This is a genomic window from Vibrio sp. R78045 (genome assembly GCF_042466085.1).
GTDB lineage: Bacteria > Pseudomonadota > Gammaproteobacteria > Enterobacterales > Vibrionaceae > Vibrio > Vibrio cyclitrophicus.
The window spans coordinates 1,443,083-1,466,022 of sequence record NZ_JAXHBS010000013.1 but is presented as its reverse complement, the minus strand read 5'-3'; the positions used below and the strand labels follow the sequence as shown (position 1 = coordinate 1,466,022).

Sequence of the window (22,940 nt, the reverse complement as noted above, 5' to 3'; positions counted from 1 at the left end):
ATCCATTTGCTCAATAAAAGGCGAAAAAATCAGCGGATATTCTTTAAATAATACTAGCAAAAAACAAAACGTTAACAGTTAATTAATTTACACACATACGCCGTAATGTAAACCGAGATCCTGTGACTTACATTCCGTTATATGCAACGTCACAAAATACGTCCTATGAATGTGTCATAATCTTGAAACTCAGGCGTTATTTTTCAAGGAACATCATGACTGCAACGAACTATCTCAACCAATTAAATCAAGATTATCTTGCGACTCACAAAGCAAAAGAAGACTTCTTTTGGGATACTTACATGGGAATAAGTGATGACCACGATGGGTCAACATCTGCACAAACCCAGTGGACCGAGTTTCTTAGTTCTGCCGAGCAAATTACTGCTATCCAAAAACACATTGATGCAATCGGCGAGATTCAAGATCTTGAAGAAAGGAAGAGCACACTAACCGGATTAAATGGTTGGCTAGCGACCTTTAGATCTCACTCGATCGAATCAGAACCATCTCAGAAGTTGAAAGCCGAACTCATCAAATTTGAGGCCGAATTATTTGAGAAAAAACAAAACCATGTCATGACTTACGTAAATGAAGCGGGTGAAGAGACCGAAGGATCATTGCCGGTTCTAGGTTCAGCCGTCAGAAGTAATGGCAATGAACAGGTAAGACTTTCTGCACACCAAGCACTATTAGATTTAGAACAATGGCTATTAGCTAACGGCTTCATCGAACTTATCAAAAAGCGCAATCAGTTTGCTCAATCGCTTGGTTTCAAAACCTTTTTTGATTACTCAGTGGTTAAAACTGAGCAAATGACGACACAACAATTGTTCACGATATTGGATGACTTCGAAGCACGCACGCGCGATAACAATCTAAAAAGCCTAACTAACTTAGCTGAGAAAAAAGGCCAGAATGCACTGGAAGCGCATAACTTTATCTACTCTTTTGCTGGTGATGTTATGAATGACTTGGACCCTTATGTTCCATTCTCAAAGTCACTCAGACGCTGGATAGAGTCTTTTGGCCGTCTCAACATCGAATATTCTCAAGCAACACTGAAACTGGATCTCCTTGATCGTAAAGGTAAATACCCAAATGGGTTCTGTCATGGGCCTATTCCTTCTTTCTATGATCAAGGTGCTTGGGTTGCTGCTAAAGTAAACTTCACTAGCAATGCCAAACCCGATCAAATTGGCAGTGGTTATGATGGTATTAATACGCTGTTTCACGAAGGTGGACACGCCGCACACTTTGCCAATGTGAAAATGAATGCGCCTTGTTTCTCTCAGGAATTTGCACCAACCTCGATGGCTTATGCCGAAACCCAATCGATGTTCTGCGACAGTCTGCTGACAGATGCCGATTGGCTAAAACAGTATGCGCTGAATTCAGAAGGCCAACCTATACCAGATGAATTGATTAAAGCTATCATTGATAACAAACAACCATTCAAAGCCTATGAAGAACGCAGCATTCTTGTGGTTCCTTACTTTGAACGAGCGCTATACGAATTGGCGGATGAAGATCTGACACCTGAAAAAATCACGGAGCTCGCACGTCATAGTGAGAAAACGATTCTTGGATTATCTTGCAGTCCACGCCCATTAATGGCGATTCCACATTTGCTGTCCGATGAAGCTTCTTGTGCTTACCAAGGCTATCTATTGGCTCATATGGCGGTTTACCAAACTCGTGCCTATTTCACTGACAAGTTTGGTTATTTAACCGATAACCCAGAAATCGGCCCTTTGTTGGCTAAGCACTACTGGTACAAGGGAAATAGCGTGAATCATAATGGGACAATCGAAAGCCTGACAGGAGAAGGTTTTAACGCCAAATACCTCGCCGACGAGTGCAACTTATCGCCAGAGCAAGCTTGGGCGATTGAAGAGCAAAAAATAAAGCAGCTGTCGACAAGAGAACGTGCACCAATTGCTGATTTGAATGCTAAGATTTCGATCGTTGATGGGGCAGCCGAGCTAGCGAATAATAATAGCTCAAACCATCAGATGTGTGATGAGTTTGAGCAATTCATCGTTGGGCAATACGGTCGATAGCAGGTGCTAAGCACCTTTAACCTAGGTTGAACCAAAAGACCAAACGAAAAAAGGACGATCAATGAGCGTCCTTTTTTGCTTTGTACCCGAGTCTACATCGTGGCACATACAGGTTGAATGTCATTCTCGAAATCAATATCGACAGAATCAACACTGCGTAAAGACTTTCTGTGAATACCAAATACTTGTCCCGTCAAAACAATATAAAACTTTTCTGTTTTGAGTAAATGCCAAGCTTCATCAAGAGTTTCGGCATAAACCTTATTCTTGAGATCTTGTGGGCGAGTACCTGCAACTCTTCCATGTTTACGTGCTAACTCGAAGAATCCATTTCGATTAGGCTTACACGTAAATAGGGTATCATTTCCATAAATAATACCCTTAGCCGTAATGCTCTTAACCATTACATTTCTCCAAATAATAATTCCACTCGTGGTATTGAGTGGCATACCACATGTCGATTTGTGGATGCTTAAACTGCATAAAGAAGAGAATACGGTATAACGACCAGGCAAGCGATTACACCATAGTGTTCAGTTTCAGTATTTGAAATCTTAGAAGTAGTAGTAAGCGGCTGCGAATACGTGTGTCTCTTCATCGTATTGCGCGCTAGCCTCGCCAACACGGTAACCGTCTAAATCTTGCTTGATATCGATACCCATGTCAGCGTTATCAGCGATACGGTACATTGCCGCAATATTGATGTAAGAAGAATCTACGTCAGATTGACCATCTAATTCATTACTGTTAAATGCGTAACCCGCTGCAATTGTTAGATCGGCAGAAACCGCGTAACCACCTGAAACGTAGTAACCAGTGTCTTTCTTAGAGTCACTTTCATCAATCCAAGAGTTCATACCTAGCGTAAGGTCGCCAACTTTTACATTACCTGACACCGTATATACTTCGTAATCAGCATCGTTATCACGCGATTCATAACCAGCGTAAATATTGAACACTTCTTGCTCTAAACCGATGTAACCGTTAATACCTTTGTCAGCATCGTTATGATCATCGTCAGTTTCAAAGTAAGAAACGCCGTAAGCAAAGCCATTGGTTGCACCTTGGAACTTGATAACGTTGAACGCATCAGAAGCGTCGCCAGCAGAAGCCCCAAACTCGTATGTTGTATCACCAGCGCCATCTACTTTGTCTAATGCAGTATCGTTTTCCCAACCGAATGAAGCGATACCGAAACCAGTATCAAAACCAAGCCACGCTTTATCTACGTCAGTTGCTGGACCTGTATCGATACCGTTTGTCCAACCCGCCGTTGCTGCGTCATTTGCAGAAACGTTGTTGTCTGTCGTGTAATTCACCATTAAGTCAGTTTCGAAGTAACCGACAACACGGTTGTTGCGGTAGTTTACTGCAAGCGTAAGGCCTGTCGCCCAGTCATCATAAAACGCTTTAGAGCCCGTGTCGTAGTAACCACCAACACCAAAAGAGCCTGATACTGAGAATTGATCTTTATGCATTGAATCAAATGCAAACATATCTTCGTTCTGGCTGTTTTGGCTGCTTGTGTTTACAGCGAAAGCTGAGCTTGAAATACTCGCAATCGCAAGTGCTACTAATGTCTTTTTCATGATAACCACTACCTGTATATATTGATTCGGCCTTGTTAGTCCGGCCTTTTGGAGTGGCGCTATTGTTCAAAAAATTATGTTATTGATATACCGTAAATTTACTGAAATTTTATAGCTTTGGTGAATTTCATGAAATAAGAATATATTAATGTGTCGTTTATATAGAAAAACGCAATCCGAGTGTAAAGCCGATGTCCGTGCTGTTATCCATGTTACGGATGTTTTCGACTATCAAGGTTTCAACCGCGAGTCGATACAAACGATATCGATACCCAACGACCACTTCGTTAGAGGTTTCTGAAAAATCAGGATCATTACTCGCCCAACCTTGATAGTTGAGAGACTCTATAACCAAACTGTGTTGTTGGTTAAGCCGGTATTCATACCCTATCGCCCAACTTGTACTTAGGTTTTCAGGGCTTAGGTTTTCATCTCTCACAGAAGAGCCATCGCTGTTTCGATGTACGAGCCCGAGGGTGGAGAATATGCTATGCCTTGGCGTGATGTAGCTGTAGTTGAGTTGAATACCTTGCTCGAAGCTTGTTCTCGCAAACAGCCCATTTTTTACATTGTTATAAAACAGCGAACCACCAGCCGAGAGCGACATTGGCCCTCTAGAATACAGCAGTAGTTCATTGTAAAAAGTCAGCGCATTAGTTAAATCATCACTTTCAAAGTCAGACACATGAACACCCGCATTGTTAAAATCCATGGTGGATTGATTCTGATAATAATCGAGTGAATAAGTACCCGTATGAGCCCATATACTCGCCTGAGTATAAGAGGACTTGAATTCAATAGTGCCTGCTCTGTTAGGTTGAGCCGAACGAAGCTGAGTTGAAAGCACATTTGAATGTATTGGAGATTGTGCATAAACAAACAGAGGAGACGCTAGTGCTGTACGAAAAGTTAGCATCAACAATGATAAGGTCAGTAGTGTTCTTAAAATAATTACAGGGTTATACGGCAGAATTAAAATTCCTGAGCCTATAAAAAACACCGTTCAATTGCTGCAGTAAAAGTACGGCTTTTCGCCATGCCTCATATAATAAAGCGTTATAAAAAAAGAGAACTTAGAACACCTTCGCGATCTTGTAATGTTAACTTGCGCTGTCGTGCTTTAGCGAATATCTTCAGCGCGTGAATGAGTAGCCGAACGATTGATAAGGAAAAAATGTGAGCGCTTCTAACTATAGCTTTGAACAATTATTAATGAAGCAATCTGCAACTTTGATCAATAGTGACCCAAACAACTTTCAAACAACTTGGTCGCAAGCGAGCTTTGACGTACTTGATTGGTTTGGTATTGATCGTCTTACACTTTATCCAAATTCAATGGTCTTATTAGAAGATGGCAAAACGTGCTCAGTCTCCAAAAAACACATTCCTCCAGTTAACAAGAAGAACCTCATTGGTGGTAATTATCTTGATTACTTAAAGCTTTTGAAGACTAACGAGACCTATCTAACCTTCTCAAAAGATGAGCTCATAAACAGCAATAACTATGTATTAAAGCAGTTGTACAAAGAAGGGGGACGTTGGCACTGTATCATACCACTACAGCTATTTAATCAACGTTGGGGAGCATTGTCTTTTACTAATTTTCACGATGCCGACACCAATTTCGACTTAGAAGACATCAAACGCTTAAAGTTAGTCTGTGAAGTTTGGCTTTGTTACTGGCAACATTCCACACTAGCTAGAACGCTAAAACAGAATGAGAACCGACTAGAAGACGACAGTGATAAGCTACTATTACTGACAAAAAAGCAGACCAAAGTTTTAGCGCTGATTGCTCAAGGGTTTAGCGCAAAAGATTGCGCAGAGCAACTTCACTTAAGTTCAAGAACCATAGAATCTCATAAGTATAGAATGCTTGGACTGCTCAATTTAAATAACCATAACGAGCTCATTCAATTCGCCTTACGTAATGGCCTAGGTCTTACAGAAAACATACACACGACACGTTAAAATAAGGCACTAGATATGTCTTAAGCTCGATACCGCCTGTTACTCGTTACCTTCACTCAGAGCAAATTTGATCTCATCAGAAGAGAAACCTTTTCGACTCAACATTGCATAAGCTTTAGAGCGTTCTTTATGGTCATTAAGATCATAGGATTTTTTCTGTAACTGCTCTAAACAAGAAGAGTAGAAATCCAGTTGCTCTTCATTAATCAATCGGTCGATTAACGATGGCAGTTCACTGGTATCGATTTGTCTTTGTCTCAACTCTTGCTGGATAGCAGTCAAGCCTTTACCCTTACGAGCATACTTAAGCACTTCTTTCTCTAAGTCAGCCTTCTCTGCTTTAATTTGCATGTTACTCATAAGTTCATGGGCTTGCGGGTGCTGATCAATCGCCACTTTAACTTGTTGATAGCTAAAGCCGCGCTTTTGCAGTGTCGCCACAAGCTTTTCACGGCTCATGGTAAAGCTTGTGTAATAGTGGTTAATTCGATCTATTAAGATGTTTTGTTCATCAATTGATTTCTCAAAGGACACCTTATGGATGGCATCAGAAATCACAGAGTCCTTTAGGCCCTTCTTCTTCAATTTTTCAACAATATATCGAGAGCCAAATTCACCAGAAAAAGCTTGCTCCACAAATTGTTCTGCAAACACTTGGTCAGACTTGAGATACCCAAAGCCTTTCAAGGTGCCCAAAGTTTCATCGATCCATTCTTGATTGTCGGTTTTCACTTTGAGCTTTGCAATCAGCTCGCTTTCTGTCATATCTCTCTGAGTTAAATGCCACATCGCAGAGTTCATAACACTTTCGATTCGTATCGCTTTTCTTACCGTTGTATTTCTAGTATTCGTTTTTTGCTGTAAATCATCCATTCGGTTTCAACTGTCCAAACTAAGCCTACCCCATCATAACTTAATTCTCAGGCGGGTGAAGCTAGATACAGAAATGCCGCTCAAGATAAGCGGAAACTCAGTAACAATAGTACCCAATAAAAATGGACGCTATTCAGCGTCCATTTGATATAGCATTAAGAATACGGCCTCCAAACCACTCTTTGGCTCTTCCGGCTAATTCTCTTCGTGATTGTAAATATGTACATCGCGTTGTGGGAATGGAATCGTGATGCCTTCTTCATCAAAGCGTTTCTTCACAGTTTCCGTCACATCCCAATATACATCCCAGTAATCCTCAGTCTTAACCCAAGGTCTCACTACAAAATCAACCGAAGACGTATTCAAGGTGTGAAGCTTGATCATGTGTTCTGGTGTTTTAAGCACTAAAGGATGCGCAAGAATGATGTCATTTAACACACCTTTTGCTTTATCGATATCATCGGAATAACCAATACCAAAAACCATGTCAACACGTCTAACACGCTCTGCAGTAATGTTATTGATCACATCACCCCAGATCTTATTGTTAGGGATCACCAAGCGTTGGTTATCGATAGTTTGAATCGTGGTTGACACTAAACTCATGTCCTTTACCGTTCCTTGCACGCCAGCCACTTTAACCATGTCACCAACATCGTAAGGACGATAGATTAAGATCATCAAACCTGATGCAAAGTTAGACAAAGTATCTTGTAACGCAAAACCAATGATGACACCCGCAACACCAAAACCAGTAAGTAATGGTGCAAGCTCTATTCCTATCTGAGATAGGGCAATAAGCAAACCAATAAACACAACAGCTTTAGAGGCGATGGATACAAAAAATTCTTGCATCAATACGCTGAAATCCATTTTTGAATGCGAAACACTCTTACGGACCGTCTTACGAGCAACATTGGCAACAAGCCGAGTTACGTACAAAATACCCAAGAACAGTGCAAGCTTGACGACAAAAGAAGGAGTATTTTCAAATGCCCATGAACTAAACGAACGCAACCAGCTATCCAATAGATCTAATGCGACATCAACATCCAGTACGTCAGCATTAATGTCCCCTGTCGTCGCCAATAGGATGCGCTTGTAAGACGTCACATCCACACCAAATGGCGCCATCATAGAGATGTTTTTCTCTAAACTGGCGACCATGACACTGGTTCGTTCGCTAAAGCGTACTAGTTCAGTTTTGATCGTCGCTTTTTCTTCTTCACTAACAAAAGACAAGCGGCGTTCTAGATCTTGACGCTGAGTGTCTGTGTAAAGAATCGCATTAGTGAGATATTGAGAACGAGAAATCAATGCCGCTTTTAACTGGCTTTCCGCGGCCGTTACATCGACGCCTCTTTCTTTCGACCAACTTAAAGTTTTAGAGAGTTGTTGATAGTAGACATCCATCATCCCAATTCGTTTTTGAATCAGCAGCTCAAGACGCTTTTTAGCATCCCCTTCAGCCGAACGATTCTCTTTACTCATCGAGACAATCTTAACTTCGTTCAATGACAGTAAATGTTGTAAAAGTTCAACCTGCTGAGCAAGAACGGTATCTAACCCTTCCTCTTTATCGGAGGATAACTGGGAAAAAATCTCCTCACGAAGTGCTTGGTTCTTTCGTCTTAATATATCTTCTAGAAACGGCTTCTCAGCATCATGCGCGGTTTCTAATGTTGTTAGATCCAGCATTAGCTGATCTTGTGCTTCTGCAATTTTATCAACGCCTTGTGCAAAACTTCCAAATGCGACAAGCGTCAACATCAACAATAGACAACGCCAAACCTTCATCATATTAATTCCTATTAATGTCTAAATTGACCTTATAAATAGTAGTAAAAAGAAGATGGATAACAAGCATTTAAACGTATGTTGTGCTAAAAATTAGCAAAAAATAAACCCGCATCTAATATTTGACAGTTCCAATCCATCTTTATGACCTGTAGAGTACGCATCCAACAAAGAACAACGACCAATATCTTCACTCAGGCGCAGCACTAAAACGCCTCTAAATACGATATTGGCTCACAGTAAGAGAGCATAAAAATGAACAACGAACTTGATATTATTGAGTCTCTAGAAGAGCTAGAACAATTCCTAATTTCAGTTGAAGCTGGCGGTCTCGGCCTAGAAGGTGTTGAAGGCGTGGGCATGGCAACCAATAACGCTGATGGTCGCCACTTCGTTGCCGTATTCAACAGCAGCCATAAAGTTCTGCTTGCTCGTTGGATCACCAAAGAAGTTTTTGACAATGGCAAAGAGTTAGTTCGTAACGGCCCACGTCGCAATCACTAAGACACTCTCGTAATGCTTCGTAGTTCAAAGCATTAGATGACAAAGCCGAATAAAGTAAGTCCAACTTAATTCCTAACGAATGGTTGGACTTTTTTGTGCCAGCTATTAGCGGCTTGCTCACGCTACTCCCCGGCAACCCTCCTTTGCTGAAAAAATCAGCGAAAAGGGAAAAAGAGAAGATTATTGTGAACTTAAGTCAGACCTCGATGCCTGAGTTGTTAGAGCTGACGTTTATGCAGCCCTTTACTTTGACAATTTTATAACTTGTGGCACGTATAAAAGTTATCTAAGCTAGCAGCAACTCGACTAGCTCGCTAACTATGTCAATTACTGGCTATTTCAATTACTGATTTGATTACTGATTTGATTACTGACTGATTTGCAAAGCACACCACTACGTTTTTTATCCCAACAGAACCGCCGGCAACAGCATTCACTCTGGGCGCTCCTCCTTACTGGACTAGTTATCGTAACCTGTCTGGCGAGTACGCTGTCTTCAAAAAAAGTAATGCTACCTTCATCGGCTGGTGATCAATCAATCCTAATTAGCACAAAAACACAGGCCCTCACGGAAACTAAGATTCTGGGAGAAAAGCCGGCTCACGCAGAAACCAACGCCTCTAAAACTCAAGTTACATTTTCAGACAACATGGTAACGCTATACGCCAATTTTTTTGGTGCTGAAGCGTCTAAAACACTGACAACACCAAATTCAAGTTCCTGCAGTCTAAGTTCAAAAATGCTAACTTTCGCCACTCCTAAAACGGGCTGGCTGACCCCTTTTATCCTACTTCTCGCTGTCGCATTCAACTTGCCACCTCACATCTCTAGATTATCCAGAGACAACCATCGCTCTTCTCGACCTACAAAACTTCGGTTACATCTAAAGCACTGTATATTTAGAGAATAAATAACCGGGCTATTCCACCCTTTTATTTATTTTTTGGAGATACATTTGTGTACAACACACTACTAACTAAGTTTGTCGATTCGTTGGCACTCTGCATGCGTGCATGCACGAAAACTATCGTCGTTGCCATTTTGGCTATGGCGTCATTTACTGCTTTAGCGGAAACTACGGGCTGGATAAGTGCGCCAGAGCATCCACCTGTAAAAATACGAATGATGTCGACGGGTGAACAGTCAGATAACGGTTCAACAGTTCAGACGATATTGGATGTTGAGCTAGACGGCGACTGGAAAACCTATTGGCGTAGCCCCGGTGAAGGCGGAATCCCACCAAGCTGGGACTGGTCTGATTCAACGAATATAGAGTCTGTAAACTGGCACTGGCCTATTCCTAAGTACTACGAGCAGCTCGGTGTGATGACGTTAGGTTACAAAAAACACGTCAGCTTTCCGGTTACCTTAACGCTAAAAGACAACACGCAACCTGCGGTATTCAGAGCCTCTCTCTCGTTTCCATCTTGTACGAATATCTGTGTTTTGACTGACTATGACATCGAACTCCCTATCGACACGCAAACATTGCAGCTCGATGAGGAAGCAATGTTCCTCTTCAATCAAGGCATGAGCCAATCTCCAAGAGAAGCGAATCGCACCTCAGTTAACGGACTGTTCTGGGACAAGAGTAAGCAACAACTGGTGACCCAGTTAACGAGTAAAAAAGGTTGGGATAAGCCCCAGGTGCTGATCGACGGCCAAGAAGTAATCGATGACTTCTTCGCTCAACCAGCGATCTATATTACAGGTAATACGTTGACCGCTGTCTACGATGTTAGCAACTGGCTTGGAGAGGTCGACTTAACCAGTCGCAGGGTGAGCATCACCGTTTCTGACACCAACTTAGCGGAAGAGATGATTGCACCGGTTGGATCTACCCCAATCACTTACCAAGAGAGCAATAATGGCTTAGGGGTAATGCTTGGATTTGCCCTAATTGGTGGTTTGATACTCAATATTATGCCGTGTGTACTGCCAGTATTAGGAATGAAATTAAACAGCATCATTCACAACCAAGGCGCATCAAATCGTCATATCCGAATCTCATTCTTAGCCTCGGCTATGGGGGTGATTACCTCGTTTGCATTGTTGGCCTTTGGCATGACCGTTCTAAAAATGGGTGGCAACGCGATTGGTTGGGGAATCCAATTCCAAAACGTCTGGTTCATTGCATTCATGCTGATCATCACTTTGCTGTTCTCGGTTAACTTACTTGGGTTAGTCGAATTCAGACTACCATCGGGTTTAAACACTTGGATAGCAACCAAAGGCGATGACTCACATTCAGGCCACTTTGTTCAAGGCATGTTTGCGACGTTGTTAGCAACACCATGTAGCGCACCATTCTTAGGTACGGCTGTGGCTTATGCACTAGGTGCGAGCTATCAAGAACTGTGGGCGATCTTCATTGCTTTAGGCATAGGCATGAGTGCGCCTTGGTTAATCTTCGCAACTTTCCCTAATTTGACTAAGCTACTACCAAAACCTGGAGCGTGGATGTTCAAGGTCAAACTGATCTTTGGTTTGATGATGTTTGCCACCAGCTTATGGTTAGCCAGCTTGATGACGCCGTTTATTGGCAAGTTTTCAACAATATTAATGTCACTGTCCATCGTGATTTCAGTATTGATTTGGATTGGCCGTAAGTTAGGTCGCAAGGTCCTTATCCCTATAGTGGCTACCACTACTCTTGTGTTTGGTGCGGCTTTAATCATAGGCAGTGTCACCGCTGATAATTGGGCAACGCCAATTGTTGATGACCTTGCTTGGCAGAAGCTTGATTCGAAACAAATCCCTCAGCTCGTTGAGCAAGGCAAAACGGTATTTGTTGATGTAACAGCAGAATGGTGTATCACCTGTAAAGCCAACAAGATCGGCGTCATTCTTCAAAATCCTGTCTACAACCACCTACAACAAGAAGACATTGTCTTGATGAAAGGCGACTGGACAACACCTAGTGAGAGTGTCACTCAATATCTACAAAGTAATGGGCGATTTGGTGTGCCATTTAATATCGTCTACGGGCCAAGCTATAAAAGCGGTATCCCATTACCTATCATTCTAGACAGCGATACTGTCGTTCAAACTCTCGATGCTGCGAGGTAAGTAATGAAGACTCCCAACAATGAAGAGAAATCTCGCACGACTGAAAACTACGCTGTAAAGGGTAAAGCCAAGAAGTCTAGTAGCCTTAAGAAGTGGGGAAAGGAACTGGTTTCAATGATACTGATCGTTGGCGTAGTTTCATTTGCGATGGATTTTTATCATAGCAGAAGTATGCCTCAGGGCAACGCCGTTCCAATCGTGGGGAAATCGCTCCAAGGCGAAGATATTGACGTTATCGAACTAAGCAAAAATGGTAAACCCGTGATTGTCTACTTTTGGGCAACATGGTGTGGTGCCTGCAAATTTGTGAGTCCAACCGTCAACAGTTTCAGCGACACCCATCAAATAGTGTCAGTCGCCTTGTCATCTGGGCAAGACGAACGTGTTCAGCGGTTTTTAGATGCCAAAGAATATCAATTTCCGACCATCAACGATGTCTCAGGTTCGATCAGTAGAGATTGGAGAATCAATGTCACTCCAAGCATTGTCATCATCAAAGATGGAAAAATAAGCAGTATCGCAACAGGTGTTACTTCCCCTATTGGGCTTTGGCTAAGAGCCTACTTTTCCTAATAAAAAAGGTAAAAGTTAACCCACTTATAACTAGAATTAAATCGCTATAGGCACAAACGAACCTCTAGCGGTCACCAAAATTAGAGAATTGAAATGAAAAAGCACATTATAAGCACGTTGATTATTGGCTCACTGATGAGCGCCAGCGCTTTTGCCGAATTAAATAAAGAACAAACTCAACAACTTGAAGAAATTAACCAATTTCTAAAAGACAACCCTGCGACCATTTCAGGCCTACATACCAGCCTACAACGATATGTTGCAGGCCAAGAGCAAGCTAAAAAAGCCCAGGAAACCAGTCATGACTGGCTATACAACAATGACGCTCACCCAGTATCAGGTAATCCAAAAGGCAAATCGATTATCATTAACTTTACAGACTATAACTGTCCATATTGCAAACGCTTAGAAAAAGGCCTATCTCAACTCACAGCTGAAAATAGTGATATTAAGATCATCAATGTGTTCCTGTCTTTTAAGCAGCAACAAGTTAATGGTCTCGACACAAATGCAGCTCTGTATTCGATGAAAGTATGGAAAGAACAACCGGAGAAATTCCAAGAGGTCAGTCGGTTACTTATGGCCAAAAGCGGTAGTCACACTAAGAACTCACTACAAGCAGTCGCTAAAAGAACAGGAACTGAAGACCAATTAAACACAACTGCTGAACAGAACCAAACGCTAATGACAAACCACCAAACTTTTAGCGCTCTTGGTTTAACAGGGACACCGACTTTAATGATAGATGGGCAAGTATTACCGGGTTATGTGCCTTACGACCGACTTAAAGATATTGTAGATGACGCTTTTTAATCGAGCCTAATAGAGACAAAGACTCAAAAGAGAAGTAAATAAAAAGCCGACTAGCGTAACTCGCAGTCGGCTTTTTGATGAGCTTAAGATAATGTTTTCAGTATTATATTTGAAACAGAAAAGCAGTCGAAGTGTCACTATCTTGCAATGGGTTCTTAATCTAGCCTCGCTACCCTAAAAGTAGTTCTGTCGAAGAGTCAAAGACGTGTTAACTCTAGACAACTGTCCTTTGACCGAGCCTCGCTCGGTCTTTTTTTGCGTGTTTAAATAGCGACACATCGCGTTAACACGGAAACATCCAATAGATATAATCCTAACTTAACAAGCGACAAACAAGCGCACCCGGCTCCCTTAACGCATCGACATTATAGCTGAGTACACGGCCAGAAGATGGCGCGCGATAACGACGACATTCATTGCCGAAAGCATCATACTGGATGGCCAACAAATCATCTTGTTCTACGCTCTGTAGAAGTTCAACCTGTGGCAATACGAAGCCACCAATATCAGCGCGGATAGAAACCACGTCATTACCCTCTACCCAATCTATGCTCGGCAATTGTATTTTGTCTGGGTTATGTCGGTCTATCTCGAACATTTCATAATAAGACAGCATGTTAAAAACACCGCCTACTGCTCGTTGAATCATGTCAGGTTGAGTAAATTTCCCCATACCCACTTCCACCGTGACACTCGGAATTCCACTTCGATTCCAAACCGTTTCTAAAATACCGGGGTCGCCAGGGTCATTCAGAACGCAATCGGGTTGCATCAGTCTCGCCATCTCCAAACATTGTTCGACTCGGTAATCAGCAAACACATAAAGCGGGTAGACTGCACCACGAGTTTGAGTATGGAGGTCGACGGCGAAGGTAGCATTATGCTTAAGCAAACGCTCCCACAAAGACGCAACAAAGCGCTCCGCAGCTAGGCCATTCGCATCCCCCGGAAAGAGCCGATTGAGGTTGGCCGGGCAAGAACCTGGATCCGAAGATATAAAATCACGGCTATGGTTCAGCAAACCAGACAAATTCACAGTAGGCACAATCGTTACCGTACCTTTGAGAGTTTTACCTACTAAGTCTCTGATAATTTGCTGAGCAGCCAACACACCATTTAGCTCATCACCGTGAATACCAGCAGTAATCATCAGCTTAGGGCCTTCTTGACTGCCTTTAAAAACAGAAACAGGCATATTCTTAGGTTGCCCTAACCCATCACTGGTTACTTGAAACCAAAACTGATGCTCTCCAGCGGGTAAGTCTTCAACATTCAAGGATCCAATAACCTGCCTACCTTGTAAAACATCGCCTAAGTACTCTGTTTTCATCCAACGTCTCCATCTTGTTGAGCAAAACTATTCTTTCTAAGTTGTTGCATCATAGAGGATATATTAACCAGCACAAACAGTTAATCGGATGAGCAAACCCGAATCTGAGCGTAAAAATCACTCATCCTGTCACCACTGATCCAAAAACGTCTTTTCGAAAGTCAGCACTCAAACCCACATGATTGACCGTACCATTCACAAACCGTTTAGGTATTGGAAATAAAAGTGCAATAAAATCAAAACGTAAAAAGTTCCCCATTCACGAAAATGTAATTTTATAGAAATGAAAGCGTAATTTAGCTGCTCTAAATTAGCTTCATATCGAAACGGAGAGCACATTGCTCACGGATTTTAAAATACAAGGTAAGTGATTATGAATAAGGCAGTTTTAGCTTCTGCAGTCGTAGCGGCACTAGTTTCAGGTTCGTCTCTAGCAGCAACAGTTTACAGCTCTGATGGTACTGAACTTAAAATTGGCGGTCGCGCAGAATTCCGTGGTGATTTCATTGGTTCAGGCGGTGAAGAAATCGAAGGTACAATGGAAAATAAAAGCCGTTTTCGTTTGAACGTTGGCGGTACTACAGAAATCAATAGTGACCTCTCAGGTTTTGGTTTCTACGAAGCAGAACAAAGCGTGAAATCTTCAGCTGATAACGATAAGACAGATAACTTCAAACAACGTTATATGTACGCAGGCCTAGAAGGTAATTTTGGTGCTGTTTCGGTAGGCCGTCAAGATACAGCTGCTGCTCAAATTTCGGAAATGTCAGATGTTACTATCTACTCTGGTGACCAAAAAGCATTCATCAACGCTGGCGACGAACAGATAAACAACACGTTTGTATACGCTTACGACGCTGACGCGCTTTCTTTGAAAGCAAGTTTTATCGCAGGTGAAGATAAAGACACTGACGGTTACGGCATCTCTGGTATTTACACACTACCAATGGGTTTAGGCTTTGGTCTTGGCTACTCAGGTAATGACAACGGTACTGGTAATGGTTCGGCAACGGCTGTAATCGCTGGTATTAATTACAAAATGGATGCTTTATACCTAGGTGCGACATATACAATGGGCGACCTAGACGACAAATCAAAAACTGAGTTCTCAGGTGTGGAAGTTGCTGTTAAGTACAAGCTAACAGACCAATTTGAACTGGCGGGTTTGTACCAAAAACAAGAAGAAGACGCGACACAGAACTTAACTGTAGACACAGCTGACTTCTTTGAACTAACGGGGACTTATAAATTCAACAAATCTATCCGTACATACGTTGCTTACCAACTAAACAACCTAGACGATGTGAAGGTTTCAGGCCTAGAAACACAAAGCGAAGATTCTCTGCGCCTAGGTCTACGTTACGACTTCTAACCTAAATCGACTTTAGATTGAAAGTAAAAAGGTTGGGCAATCGCTCAACCTTTTTTCATATTCAAATATTCTGACGAACTTCATCAATGCTTTTTCTGGTTAAGTGGTGCTAAATCCGTATCATACGCAGACCACATCAAAGAATTAGAAGCATCATGTCACAACATCATCCGATCCAAGGCGCTAGCTGGATGCTAACCGCAGGCTTAGCCTTTGCCGTTATTAATAGCTTAACCCAGGTCGCCAGTATTCATTTCGGACTTACTTCTACCACCGTCGCCGTTATCCAATATGCCATTGCATTGTGCGCTATTCTCCCATACCTAAAAACACTGGGGATTCGCCGTGCACTCAGAACCGACAATCTAAAAATGCACGTATTCCGTGTTTTCTTATCAGTTATTGGTATCCAACTCTGGATCTGGGCACTTGCTTACCCTGTACCCATTTGGCAAGGCATAGCCCTGCTCATGACCTCACCACTGTTTGCAACTATAGGTTCTGGCCTTTTCCTGAAAGAAAAAGTGGGGGCAGCTCGTTGGGGGGCAACTTTAGCCGGTTTCGTTGGTGCGATGGTCATCCTTGAACCATGGGGCGAAGACTTTAGTTGGGCAACACTATTACCCGTTGGCGCCGCTTTTTTCTGGGCTTGCTACTCTCTGATGGTGAAGAAACTTTCGTCACAAGATAGTCCTTCAACCATGGTGGTTTACCTGCTTCTCTTGATTACACCCTTTAACCTTCTTCTTGCTGTGCCTGATTGGCAAACTCCAAGCGGAGGCACTATCTGGGGAATATTAATTATCATTGGCATAATGACTGCGCTTGCACAATGGGCAATCGTGAAAGCTTACTCCGTGGCCGATGCCTCTTTTGTTCAACCATTTGACCACGCTAAGCTTCCACTCAATGTATTAGCAGGTTGGATCGTGTTTAGTTGGGTTCCACCTGGTCGTTTATGGCTAGGAGCCGCTATTATTATTGCATCAGTCGCGTTTATTACCCATTGGGAAACAAAAAAGCCGGCGAAAATAAAGTAAATTTAGGACCAATGAAATAAATAGTTCTGCTGTCCGTTCTATATTGATAAGAGAATTTAAACGAGGTCGTAGCCATGAAGAAACCAGTCAAGATCACACTATACCGTTGGGCAGGCAGCTGGGGTCCATTTAAAATAAACATCCCATGTGGAGAATGTACCCTCACCAAAGACATTCTGAAGGATACTTTTGAGAATGAGTTAGCAGGCGTTGATGTAGAGCTGGAAGTGAAAGATTGGTTATCTCACTGGTGGGAACCTTTAAAACTGGGTTCTTGGCATGCTCCAATCCTAGTTGTAGAAGGTAAAGTTGTTAGTCAAGGTGAAGCACTTAACCGCGGCGTGTTAGTTCAGTCGGTCATTAAAGAGTGGACTAAGCGAGACAGCTTGAAAGGCAACATTGTTTACGGCAAAGCGACCTGTCCATTCTGCGTCAAAGCAAAAAAAATGCTTGATGAAGCCGGCGTCGAATACACATACCACGATGTTGTAAAAGATAGCGCAGCCTTATATCGAATGATCCCTGAAGTGAAAGCGCACATTGGTGAGAAAACACCCGTCACCGTACCTCAAATCTGGCTTGATGGAAAATACATCGGCGGTGCCGACAACTTGGAAGCATGGATGAAAGAAAATGGTTTAGACACCATTCCTAACAACGTTGTCGACTTATCCAGCCAATCGGTTAACGAATAAGATGATTAACATATAAGTTTTTTGTGTCCATCCACAAAAAAGCTCGGCGATGACATTCATCCATCGCTAAAACGAAAAAGGCCTTAAACTTCATCGAGTTTAAGGCCTTTTAAAATTCCGTTTCTGAAAATGCTTATTTAGCCATTTTCTTCATCATTCGCTTAAAGAATGATGGCTTCTTTGGCTTTGATGTACCATACAATGCTTCATGCATCATGTTTTTTGCTGCCATTTGGCCAAGGTATGCGTGGCCCAATTCGTAATTCATGCTTATCTCCGCACATCATCTACTTTTCTTGTGTGCGGATTCTACACGTAAAACCCCCAAAAACAAGATCCAAATCACACTTTAATGCAAAATTACTAATGACATTGCAACCAACAGGTTCCCACCGCAGCTTTCATCAACATCATCAATTTTATACTAACGAGTTAATACAATTCATACTAAACCTAGCGCATTAAGTCTATTGAAGTTAAAGAGGTGGATTCGAAATTTATAAAAAAAGCAGCTCATTTGAGCTGCTTTTAAAATATTTCACTTAGAAACCCTAGCTACGCTTTGGCTGTCTGTAAGTTTTTCCAGCAATTTGGTACGTATCTTTTTGTTTCAATTCAAACATAGTTTCAAAGAACCAAGCTGCAAATTTAATTAAGTCATCGCCTTCATTCATGACATGTTCGATATACTCTTGCTCTTCGCCTAGTTCATTTTCTTGAAGCGTCACGTGGTAAATACGCTTTTCGCCTTCAACTTCAGCTAGCGAAAATTGACCAGTTAGTGATGCAGCAGCCTCAGCGACTTCTGTATCCTCATTGGATTTCAATAGCTCAAGTGCTTGAGGCAGGCTATCTAGTGCGCAGATAGCTTTTACCAATACTTCAAATTCATTTTGCTGCATGTTGTTTTACCTATTAAATGGACCGGAGCATTGTAGGAAACCAGCAGCACAAATACAACGCCTAACGATATTACGTTAGAGCATAGTAAGCTAAGTGCTTAACTGTACTCCACTTCAGTCACATCGAGTTTCTTATTCAATCTCGTTGAAGACCAAAGAACCCAACCCATCCCTACACCAATGACCAGGTAAAACACACCAAGTTGCAGGTGAGTTGTCACCCACCTTTCGACCAAGTACCCACCGAATAAGCCAGCCAAGCACATTTGAATAGAGCCCGATAAAGCCGACACGGCACCAGCTTGCTTCTTGTGGGGTTCCAACAACATGCTAATCGATAGAGGAAAAGAGATCCCCTGAGCTATCGCTAACCAAGTAAAAGCCCACACGAGGTTAAAAATGGTTAGCTCGTGCGTAAGCAGCCAACCTCCAGAAGCCAAAATAATCAAAATCGCAAGGCTCATCAATTGCGGCGTACTGAACCTACGATTGAGCAAATTTAACGTAACACTACCAATCAACAATCCAGCCGAGGGGACGATCATCAAAGAGCCATATTCAGCAGCCGTCAATCCCAATTGTTCTTGCATTAAAAATGGGAATAACGAAAGCGACACCAAACTCGCCAGATAACTCATCCAGTTGTAACTCGCACTACTGATTACTTGTCGATTGGTCAGAAAACGTCCATAGTTCTTAATAACTTGAGTCGCATCAAAACGACTTTTTCCATAAGGAAGAGTCTCGGGTAACACAAAGTAGCCCAAGATAAATATGGCTAACAAATACAGTAAAACGAATAGGAATACCGCCTGCCAACCTAGATGAAATGAAATCCAACCACCAAATACTGGCGCAATAATTGGCATGATAGACGCGGTCATTGAAATGTAAGATAAAGCTTTGGTTAACTGAGGGCCATCATAACTGTCTCTAAGAACACTACGCCCTAATACGGACGCACTGCCCGCCCCTAAGCCTTGAAGTAACCGCCCGACTTCCAACGCTGTCATATTGTCAGAAAAAGCAAAACAAACGATTGTGCCAACCAAGTAAATACCTTGACCCAATAAAAAAATCGGCCTTCTTCCTACAGCATCAGACATAGGCCCATAAAAAAGCTGAGACAATCCAAATCCGACAAGGAACAGCGTAACTAGTAACTGAACGTCCACTTGGGTAACACTGAGGTCTGTGGCAATTAATGGTAATGACGGAAGATAAATACTCACGCCCACCTGGCCCGTCGCGATGATCATCATTGCGAGAAGTAATGGTGTTTTTTTAAAGGTCGATTGGCTCAAAAACTTTCCTCATTGTTTGATTTTCACTCGTAGAAATGAGTTTACATTCAAAACCAATAATTGATAATTGACCTAATTGGAATTTGATTAGGTCTTGACAGGAAACAATATGGATTGGATTCTTAACGTACAAAGCTATGTAAGGGTCGTTGAAGAAGGCAGCTTCAATGGTGCTGCACGTAAGCTGAATACCACCAGCTCAGCGATTAGCAAACGGGTTAATTGGTTAGAAGAACGTATTGGTACTCAATTACTCAAACGCACTACCCGCTCAATTAGCCAAACTGAAGCCGGGGCACTCTTTTATCAAAGAGCTAAAGATCAACTCGATAGTTGGCAGTCAATTATCGATGAAACTCGTTCGGTCAACCAAACCCCTGCTGGCTTGTTAAAGATAGGAGCAACCATTGCTGTCGGGTCTAAATTTCTCGTGCAATATCTGGATGACTTTTTGGAAAAGTACCCAGATATTAAGGTGCAGCTCATCACTACTACACCGGGTCAATTACCCGAACTGGGTTTGGACCTCGTGATCAGTCGTGAACTGGAACAACTCAATTCCTTAAGCTTTAAAAAAAGCGCTTTGTTTGAGCACAAAACTGGATTCTACGCCGCGCCAAGTTACTTAGCCCAACATGGCTACCCAACATGCGAGCAAGATTTAGAGCAGCACAATTCGCTAATATGGGGAGAACGCCCTATTCGAGAAGTAACACTAACCAAAGGCCAACGCATTACTCTCAAAGGGAATTTTGCCACCACAAACCCAGAGGCCTTATTTCATGCAGCCAAGAGAGGGATGGGCGTACTTTTAACCATTAAGGCAATGATAAAAGAGGATCTGAAACAAGGGACATTAGTTCCAGTATTACCAAATATAACGGCGGATGAGGTGATGGTTTACGCGTACTATCCTAAGCTTGATTACTCACATACACGAACAAAGCTATTTTTGGATCATCTTAAAGACAGGCTAAACAAAGAGCGTAGTAATCAGATTTTTGAATTAGATTCTGTGAAATAAGTCGCAACTGAGTTTGAAAAATTATATAACACGGCCGATAATAAACTAGACGCATATAGATTAAACATATTCAAGATTTAACGATATGGCTTGTACAAACACAGTTTATATACTGATTCTGGTTAGCTACGGATGATGACTATGACTCAACATGCACACAACAGAATGATAGATACCGAGCGTATCGGACGTTTACTTAAATTGGAAGGTATCGACCTTTTAGAGTCGGCCGTGCTTACTTTGCATCAAACATTTGGTACTCAATACACCAGTATCATAGAGAAAAAGTACTTTCCGGATCAAACGGTTCCCTTAGTCATAGCCCATTCGGACCATGTCTTGCGTGACAAAATCAACGCACGTCATGGGCATATCTATCAGCAAGCAGTTAATCAAAAACACCCAGACTGCTCATTCGCTCAACACATCGTTCAGTCGCTACCAACATCGGCATTTAGACAAGAAATAACATCACAGAATTCAATCGCGATTCCCACTCGTACTCAGAGTGGTGAAGTGATGGGGGTGTTATTTTCAACATTCACTTCCCCTCTAACTCCGGATCAACAACAAGATGCAATTAAATATCATCAACTGTTTGCAGACATCATCATACACACACTGAGAGAAATGTGGTTTAACGATCGTTCTGAACAACTCGTCAATCAACTGAGTTATGAAGTCTCACACGACAGTCTTACTGGCTTACAAAACCGCAGTTGCTTATCTGATACCTTAGAGTCGATCACTCAACAAAGCGTCACACCATTCACATTAGCGCTGCTAGATATCAACAGCTTTAAAGCAATTAATGATATTCACGGCAATTATATTGGCGATAAAGTGCTGCAGCACCTCGCCGAGATCTTGCGCCGAACATTGCCGGAGAGCAACTTAACGTTTCGAACAGCCGGAAATGAGTTTGCTTTTATCACATATCATTCCGATCCCATAGCCGTATGCGAAGAGGTGTTAGCTAAGATAAAGCAAGGATACAGTAGCGTCGACATCAAGATTGAATTCGACGTTAGCATCGGTATTGCTAGCTCAGACGGCGATAATAAAGATGTAGAACAGATAATATTCAACACCAGTTTGGCGCTAAAAGAGTGCAAACGAAACCAAGATGTCCACATTCAGTGTTATGACACTCACCTGAGAGTTCGCTATCAAAGAAAAACAGAGTTGATCGCAGCATTACGAAGTGAGCTTGCGAACCCGATTTCACAGAGCCTTCACCCTAGCAACAATGGAATGTACGTGGTGGTGCAACCAATCGTTGATCAAGGCGAAACACAATGGGGATATTTTGAGGTACTTACTCGCTGGAAGACCGCCAAACACGGAGATATCTCTCCGGTAGAGTTCATTCGAGTCGCGGAAGAATCAGGTCAAATTGTTGAACTGGGTGAACGTATTATAGAACTAGTATGCCATGCGAAAACGATATTGGAGCAAGGATTAGGCTACAAAGTTAAACTTGGGATAAATTGTTCAGCACATGAACTTACCGACTCTAAGCGCTATATCTCCTACCTAACTCGGACTATTGAACAGCACCATTTTAAGGCTGATGAATTTGTTATTGAGTTGACAGAAACCGTGCTTCTGTCTCCGACACAAGAGACGAAATCAGCGCTAAACTTCCTAAGAGGGCAAGGTTTTACCATTGCACTCGACGATTTTGGCACAGGTTATTCAAGCTTAAATTACATTCACAGCTACCCTATCGATTGCATTAAAATTGATGCCACTTTCATTCAAAACTTACTCACTAACTCGACCTCAGAAAGCGTCGTATGGTTGATCATTCAGCTGGCTCATAGGCTAGACGTATCATTGGTTGCCGAGGGTGTTGAGAAGCGTGAACAATTAGAAAAGTTGCACGCAATGGGATGTAACAAAATCCAAGGGTATCTCTACTCGCCGCCTATGCGACCAGAAGCGATAGTCAGCTATGTGACTCACTCAGAATCTCTTGCGGAGTAACCGTAAGCGTTCATACTCCAAGAAATCAACAA

21 protein-coding genes are annotated in these 22,940 nt (G+C 42.2%); 12 read left to right on the top strand and 9 right to left on the bottom strand.

Translation table 11 applies throughout. From position 1 onward, the window contains the following. Positions 1-215: 215 nt before the first annotated feature. The gene (locus tag SJY39_RS17020; RefSeq protein ID WP_016769340.1) at positions 216-2,063 is read left to right on the top strand and encodes a M3 family metallopeptidase; all 1,848 of its coding nucleotides are present in this window, start codon (positions 216-218) and stop codon (positions 2,061-2,063) included. 92 nt (positions 2,064-2,155) lie between these two features. Here SJY39_RS17020 and SJY39_RS17015 read toward each other — a convergent pair whose 3' ends face one another. The 3 genes from SJY39_RS17015 to SJY39_RS17005 all read right to left on the bottom strand — a co-directional run bounded on the left by SJY39_RS17015 (position 2,156) and on the right by SJY39_RS17005 (position 4,568). Next, the gene (locus SJY39_RS17015; protein WP_010431139.1) at positions 2,156-2,467 is read right to left on the bottom strand and encodes a hypothetical protein; all 312 of its coding nucleotides are present in this window, start codon (positions 2,465-2,467) and stop codon (positions 2,156-2,158) included. A 150-nt stretch (positions 2,468-2,617) separates the two neighbouring features. Next, positions 2,618-3,652: a porin gene (locus SJY39_RS17010; protein ID WP_010431141.1), complete on the bottom strand. Its 1,035-nt coding sequence runs from the start codon at positions 3,650-3,652 to the stop codon at positions 2,618-2,620. A gap of 157 nt (positions 3,653-3,809) precedes the next feature. After that, the gene (locus tag SJY39_RS17005; protein WP_016784256.1) at positions 3,810-4,568 is read right to left on the bottom strand and encodes a DUF3187 family protein; all 759 of its coding nucleotides are present in this window, start codon (positions 4,566-4,568) and stop codon (positions 3,810-3,812) included. 260 nt (positions 4,569-4,828) lie between these two features. On the opposite strand from SJY39_RS17005, the gene SJY39_RS17000 reads away from it, so the two are divergent. Next, positions 4,829-5,623 carry a response regulator transcription factor gene (locus tag SJY39_RS17000; protein WP_010431147.1) on the top strand — a complete coding sequence of 265 codons (795 nt, stop codon included), beginning with the start codon at positions 4,829-4,831 and terminating at the stop codon, positions 5,621-5,623. 39 nt (positions 5,624-5,662) lie between these two features. Here the strand turns inward: SJY39_RS17000 and SJY39_RS16995 are convergent, their stop codons facing one another. Together SJY39_RS16995 and SJY39_RS16990 are read right to left on the bottom strand one after the other, a co-directional pair. Then, a complete protein-coding gene (locus tag SJY39_RS16995; protein ID WP_010431150.1) occupies positions 5,663-6,496 on the bottom strand; it encodes a RecX family transcriptional regulator in 834 nt (277 codons plus the stop codon). A 195-nt stretch (positions 6,497-6,691) separates the two neighbouring features. Further along, a complete protein-coding gene (locus SJY39_RS16990) occupies positions 6,692-8,296 on the bottom strand; it encodes a mechanosensitive ion channel family protein (protein WP_016784258.1) in 1,605 nt (534 codons plus the stop codon). Positions 8,297-8,548: 252 nt separating this feature from the next. On the opposite strand from SJY39_RS16990, the gene SJY39_RS16985 reads away from it, so the two are divergent. From SJY39_RS16985 to SJY39_RS16965, 5 genes are all read left to right on the top strand, one after another. Further along, positions 8,549-8,797 carry a hypothetical protein gene (locus SJY39_RS16985; RefSeq protein WP_010431154.1) on the top strand — a complete coding sequence of 83 codons (249 nt, stop codon included), beginning with the start codon at positions 8,549-8,551 and terminating at the stop codon, positions 8,795-8,797. Between the two features lie 95 nt (positions 8,798-8,892). Next, on the top strand, positions 8,893-9,060 hold the full coding sequence (locus tag SJY39_RS16980; protein WP_157608431.1) for a hypothetical protein: 168 nt from the start codon (positions 8,893-8,895) through the stop codon (positions 9,058-9,060). 742 nt (positions 9,061-9,802) lie between these two features. Then, positions 9,803-11,866, top strand: coding sequence for a protein-disulfide reductase DsbD (locus SJY39_RS16975; RefSeq protein ID WP_016793775.1), 2,064 nt, complete (start codon positions 9,803-9,805; stop codon positions 11,864-11,866). A 3-nt stretch (positions 11,867-11,869) separates the two neighbouring features. Further along, a complete protein-coding gene (locus tag SJY39_RS16970; protein ID WP_010431161.1) occupies positions 11,870-12,439 on the top strand; it encodes a protein disulfide oxidoreductase in 570 nt (189 codons plus the stop codon). 93 nt (positions 12,440-12,532) lie between these two features. Then, on the top strand, positions 12,533-13,252 hold the full coding sequence (locus SJY39_RS16965) for a DsbA family protein (protein ID WP_010431163.1): 720 nt from the start codon (positions 12,533-12,535) through the stop codon (positions 13,250-13,252). A gap of 313 nt (positions 13,253-13,565) precedes the next feature. On the opposite strand, the gene SJY39_RS16960 is transcribed toward SJY39_RS16965, so the two are convergent. Next, the gene (locus tag SJY39_RS16960; RefSeq protein ID WP_016793776.1) at positions 13,566-14,582 is read right to left on the bottom strand and encodes a succinylglutamate desuccinylase/aspartoacylase family protein; all 1,017 of its coding nucleotides are present in this window, start codon (positions 14,580-14,582) and stop codon (positions 13,566-13,568) included. Between the two features lie 373 nt (positions 14,583-14,955). On the opposite strand from SJY39_RS16960, the gene SJY39_RS16955 reads away from it, so the two are divergent. The 3 genes from SJY39_RS16955 to SJY39_RS16945 all read left to right on the top strand — a co-directional run bounded on the left by SJY39_RS16955 (position 14,956) and on the right by SJY39_RS16945 (position 17,689). After that, entirely contained in the window at positions 14,956-15,954 is a 999-nt protein-coding gene (locus tag SJY39_RS16955) for a porin (protein WP_010431169.1), read from the top strand. 155 nt (positions 15,955-16,109) lie between these two features. Continuing rightward, positions 16,110-16,994, top strand: a complete 885-nt coding sequence (locus SJY39_RS16950; RefSeq protein WP_016768795.1) for a DMT family transporter — start codon at positions 16,110-16,112, stop codon at positions 16,992-16,994. Between the two features lie 74 nt (positions 16,995-17,068). After that, positions 17,069-17,689, top strand: coding sequence for a glutaredoxin domain-containing protein (locus tag SJY39_RS16945; RefSeq protein ID WP_016768796.1), 621 nt, complete (start codon positions 17,069-17,071; stop codon positions 17,687-17,689). A gap of 133 nt (positions 17,690-17,822) precedes the next feature. Here the strand turns inward: SJY39_RS16945 and SJY39_RS16940 are convergent, their stop codons facing one another. The 3 genes from SJY39_RS16940 to SJY39_RS16930 all read right to left on the bottom strand — a co-directional run bounded on the left by SJY39_RS16940 (position 17,823) and on the right by SJY39_RS16930 (position 19,895). Next, positions 17,823-17,957, bottom strand: coding sequence for a hypothetical protein (locus SJY39_RS16940; protein WP_010431176.1), 135 nt, complete (start codon positions 17,955-17,957; stop codon positions 17,823-17,825). A gap of 283 nt (positions 17,958-18,240) precedes the next feature. Continuing rightward, positions 18,241-18,591, bottom strand: coding sequence for a hypothetical protein (locus SJY39_RS16935; RefSeq protein ID WP_010431179.1), 351 nt, complete (start codon positions 18,589-18,591; stop codon positions 18,241-18,243). Between the two features lie 98 nt (positions 18,592-18,689). Continuing rightward, positions 18,690-19,895 (bottom strand): multidrug effflux MFS transporter, encoded by a 1,206-nt coding sequence (locus tag SJY39_RS16930; RefSeq protein ID WP_010431182.1) that lies wholly within the window; start codon positions 19,893-19,895, stop codon positions 18,690-18,692. Between the two features lie 109 nt (positions 19,896-20,004). Here SJY39_RS16930 and SJY39_RS16925 point away from each other — a divergent pair, with 109 nt between their 5' ends. Together SJY39_RS16925 and SJY39_RS16920 are read left to right on the top strand one after the other, a co-directional pair. Continuing rightward, entirely contained in the window at positions 20,005-20,919 is a 915-nt protein-coding gene (locus SJY39_RS16925; protein ID WP_010431185.1) for a LysR family transcriptional regulator, read from the top strand. 141 nt (positions 20,920-21,060) lie between these two features. Then, on the top strand, positions 21,061-22,908 hold the full coding sequence (locus SJY39_RS16920) for a bifunctional diguanylate cyclase/phosphodiesterase (RefSeq protein WP_016788091.1): 1,848 nt from the start codon (positions 21,061-21,063) through the stop codon (positions 22,906-22,908). Positions 22,909-22,940: the final 32 nt, after the last annotated feature.

Bases quoted from the DNA above. Each gene is read 5' to 3' on its own strand.
- SJY39_RS17020 (WP_016769340.1), top strand. From the start codon at position 216: ATGACTGCAACGAACTATCTCAACCAATTAAATCAAGATTATCTTGCG.
- SJY39_RS17015 (WP_010431139.1), bottom strand. From the start codon at position 2,467: ATGGTTAAGAGCATTACGGCTAAGGGTATTATTTATGGAAATGATACC.
- SJY39_RS17010 (WP_010431141.1), bottom strand. From the start codon at position 3,652: ATGAAAAAGACATTAGTAGCACTTGCGATTGCGAGTATTTCAAGCTCA.
- SJY39_RS17005 (WP_016784256.1), bottom strand. From the start codon at position 4,568: ATGCTAACTTTTCGTACAGCACTAGCGTCTCCTCTGTTTGTTTATGCA.
- SJY39_RS16995 (WP_010431150.1), bottom strand. From the start codon at position 6,496: ATGGATGATTTACAGCAAAAAACGAATACTAGAAATACAACGGTAAGA.
- SJY39_RS16990 (WP_016784258.1), bottom strand. From the start codon at position 8,296: ATGATGAAGGTTTGGCGTTGTCTATTGTTGATGTTGACGCTTGTCGCA.
- SJY39_RS16985 (WP_010431154.1), top strand. From the start codon at position 8,549: ATGAACAACGAACTTGATATTATTGAGTCTCTAGAAGAGCTAGAACAA.
- SJY39_RS16975 (WP_016793775.1), top strand. From the start codon at position 9,803: ATGCGTGCATGCACGAAAACTATCGTCGTTGCCATTTTGGCTATGGCG.
- SJY39_RS16970 (WP_010431161.1), top strand. From the start codon at position 11,870: ATGAAGACTCCCAACAATGAAGAGAAATCTCGCACGACTGAAAACTAC.
- SJY39_RS16965 (WP_010431163.1), top strand. From the start codon at position 12,533: ATGAAAAAGCACATTATAAGCACGTTGATTATTGGCTCACTGATGAGC.
- SJY39_RS16960 (WP_016793776.1), bottom strand. From the start codon at position 14,582: ATGAAAACAGAGTACTTAGGCGATGTTTTACAAGGTAGGCAGGTTATT.
- SJY39_RS16955 (WP_010431169.1), top strand. From the start codon at position 14,956: ATGAATAAGGCAGTTTTAGCTTCTGCAGTCGTAGCGGCACTAGTTTCA.
- SJY39_RS16950 (WP_016768795.1), top strand. From the start codon at position 16,110: ATGTCACAACATCATCCGATCCAAGGCGCTAGCTGGATGCTAACCGCA.
- SJY39_RS16945 (WP_016768796.1), top strand. From the start codon at position 17,069: ATGAAGAAACCAGTCAAGATCACACTATACCGTTGGGCAGGCAGCTGG.
- SJY39_RS16940 (WP_010431176.1), bottom strand. From the start codon at position 17,957: ATGAATTACGAATTGGGCCACGCATACCTTGGCCAAATGGCAGCAAAA.
- SJY39_RS16935 (WP_010431179.1), bottom strand. From the start codon at position 18,591: ATGCAGCAAAATGAATTTGAAGTATTGGTAAAAGCTATCTGCGCACTA.
- SJY39_RS16925 (WP_010431185.1), top strand. From the start codon at position 20,005: ATGGATTGGATTCTTAACGTACAAAGCTATGTAAGGGTCGTTGAAGAA.
- SJY39_RS16920 (WP_016788091.1), top strand. From the start codon at position 21,061: ATGACTCAACATGCACACAACAGAATGATAGATACCGAGCGTATCGGA.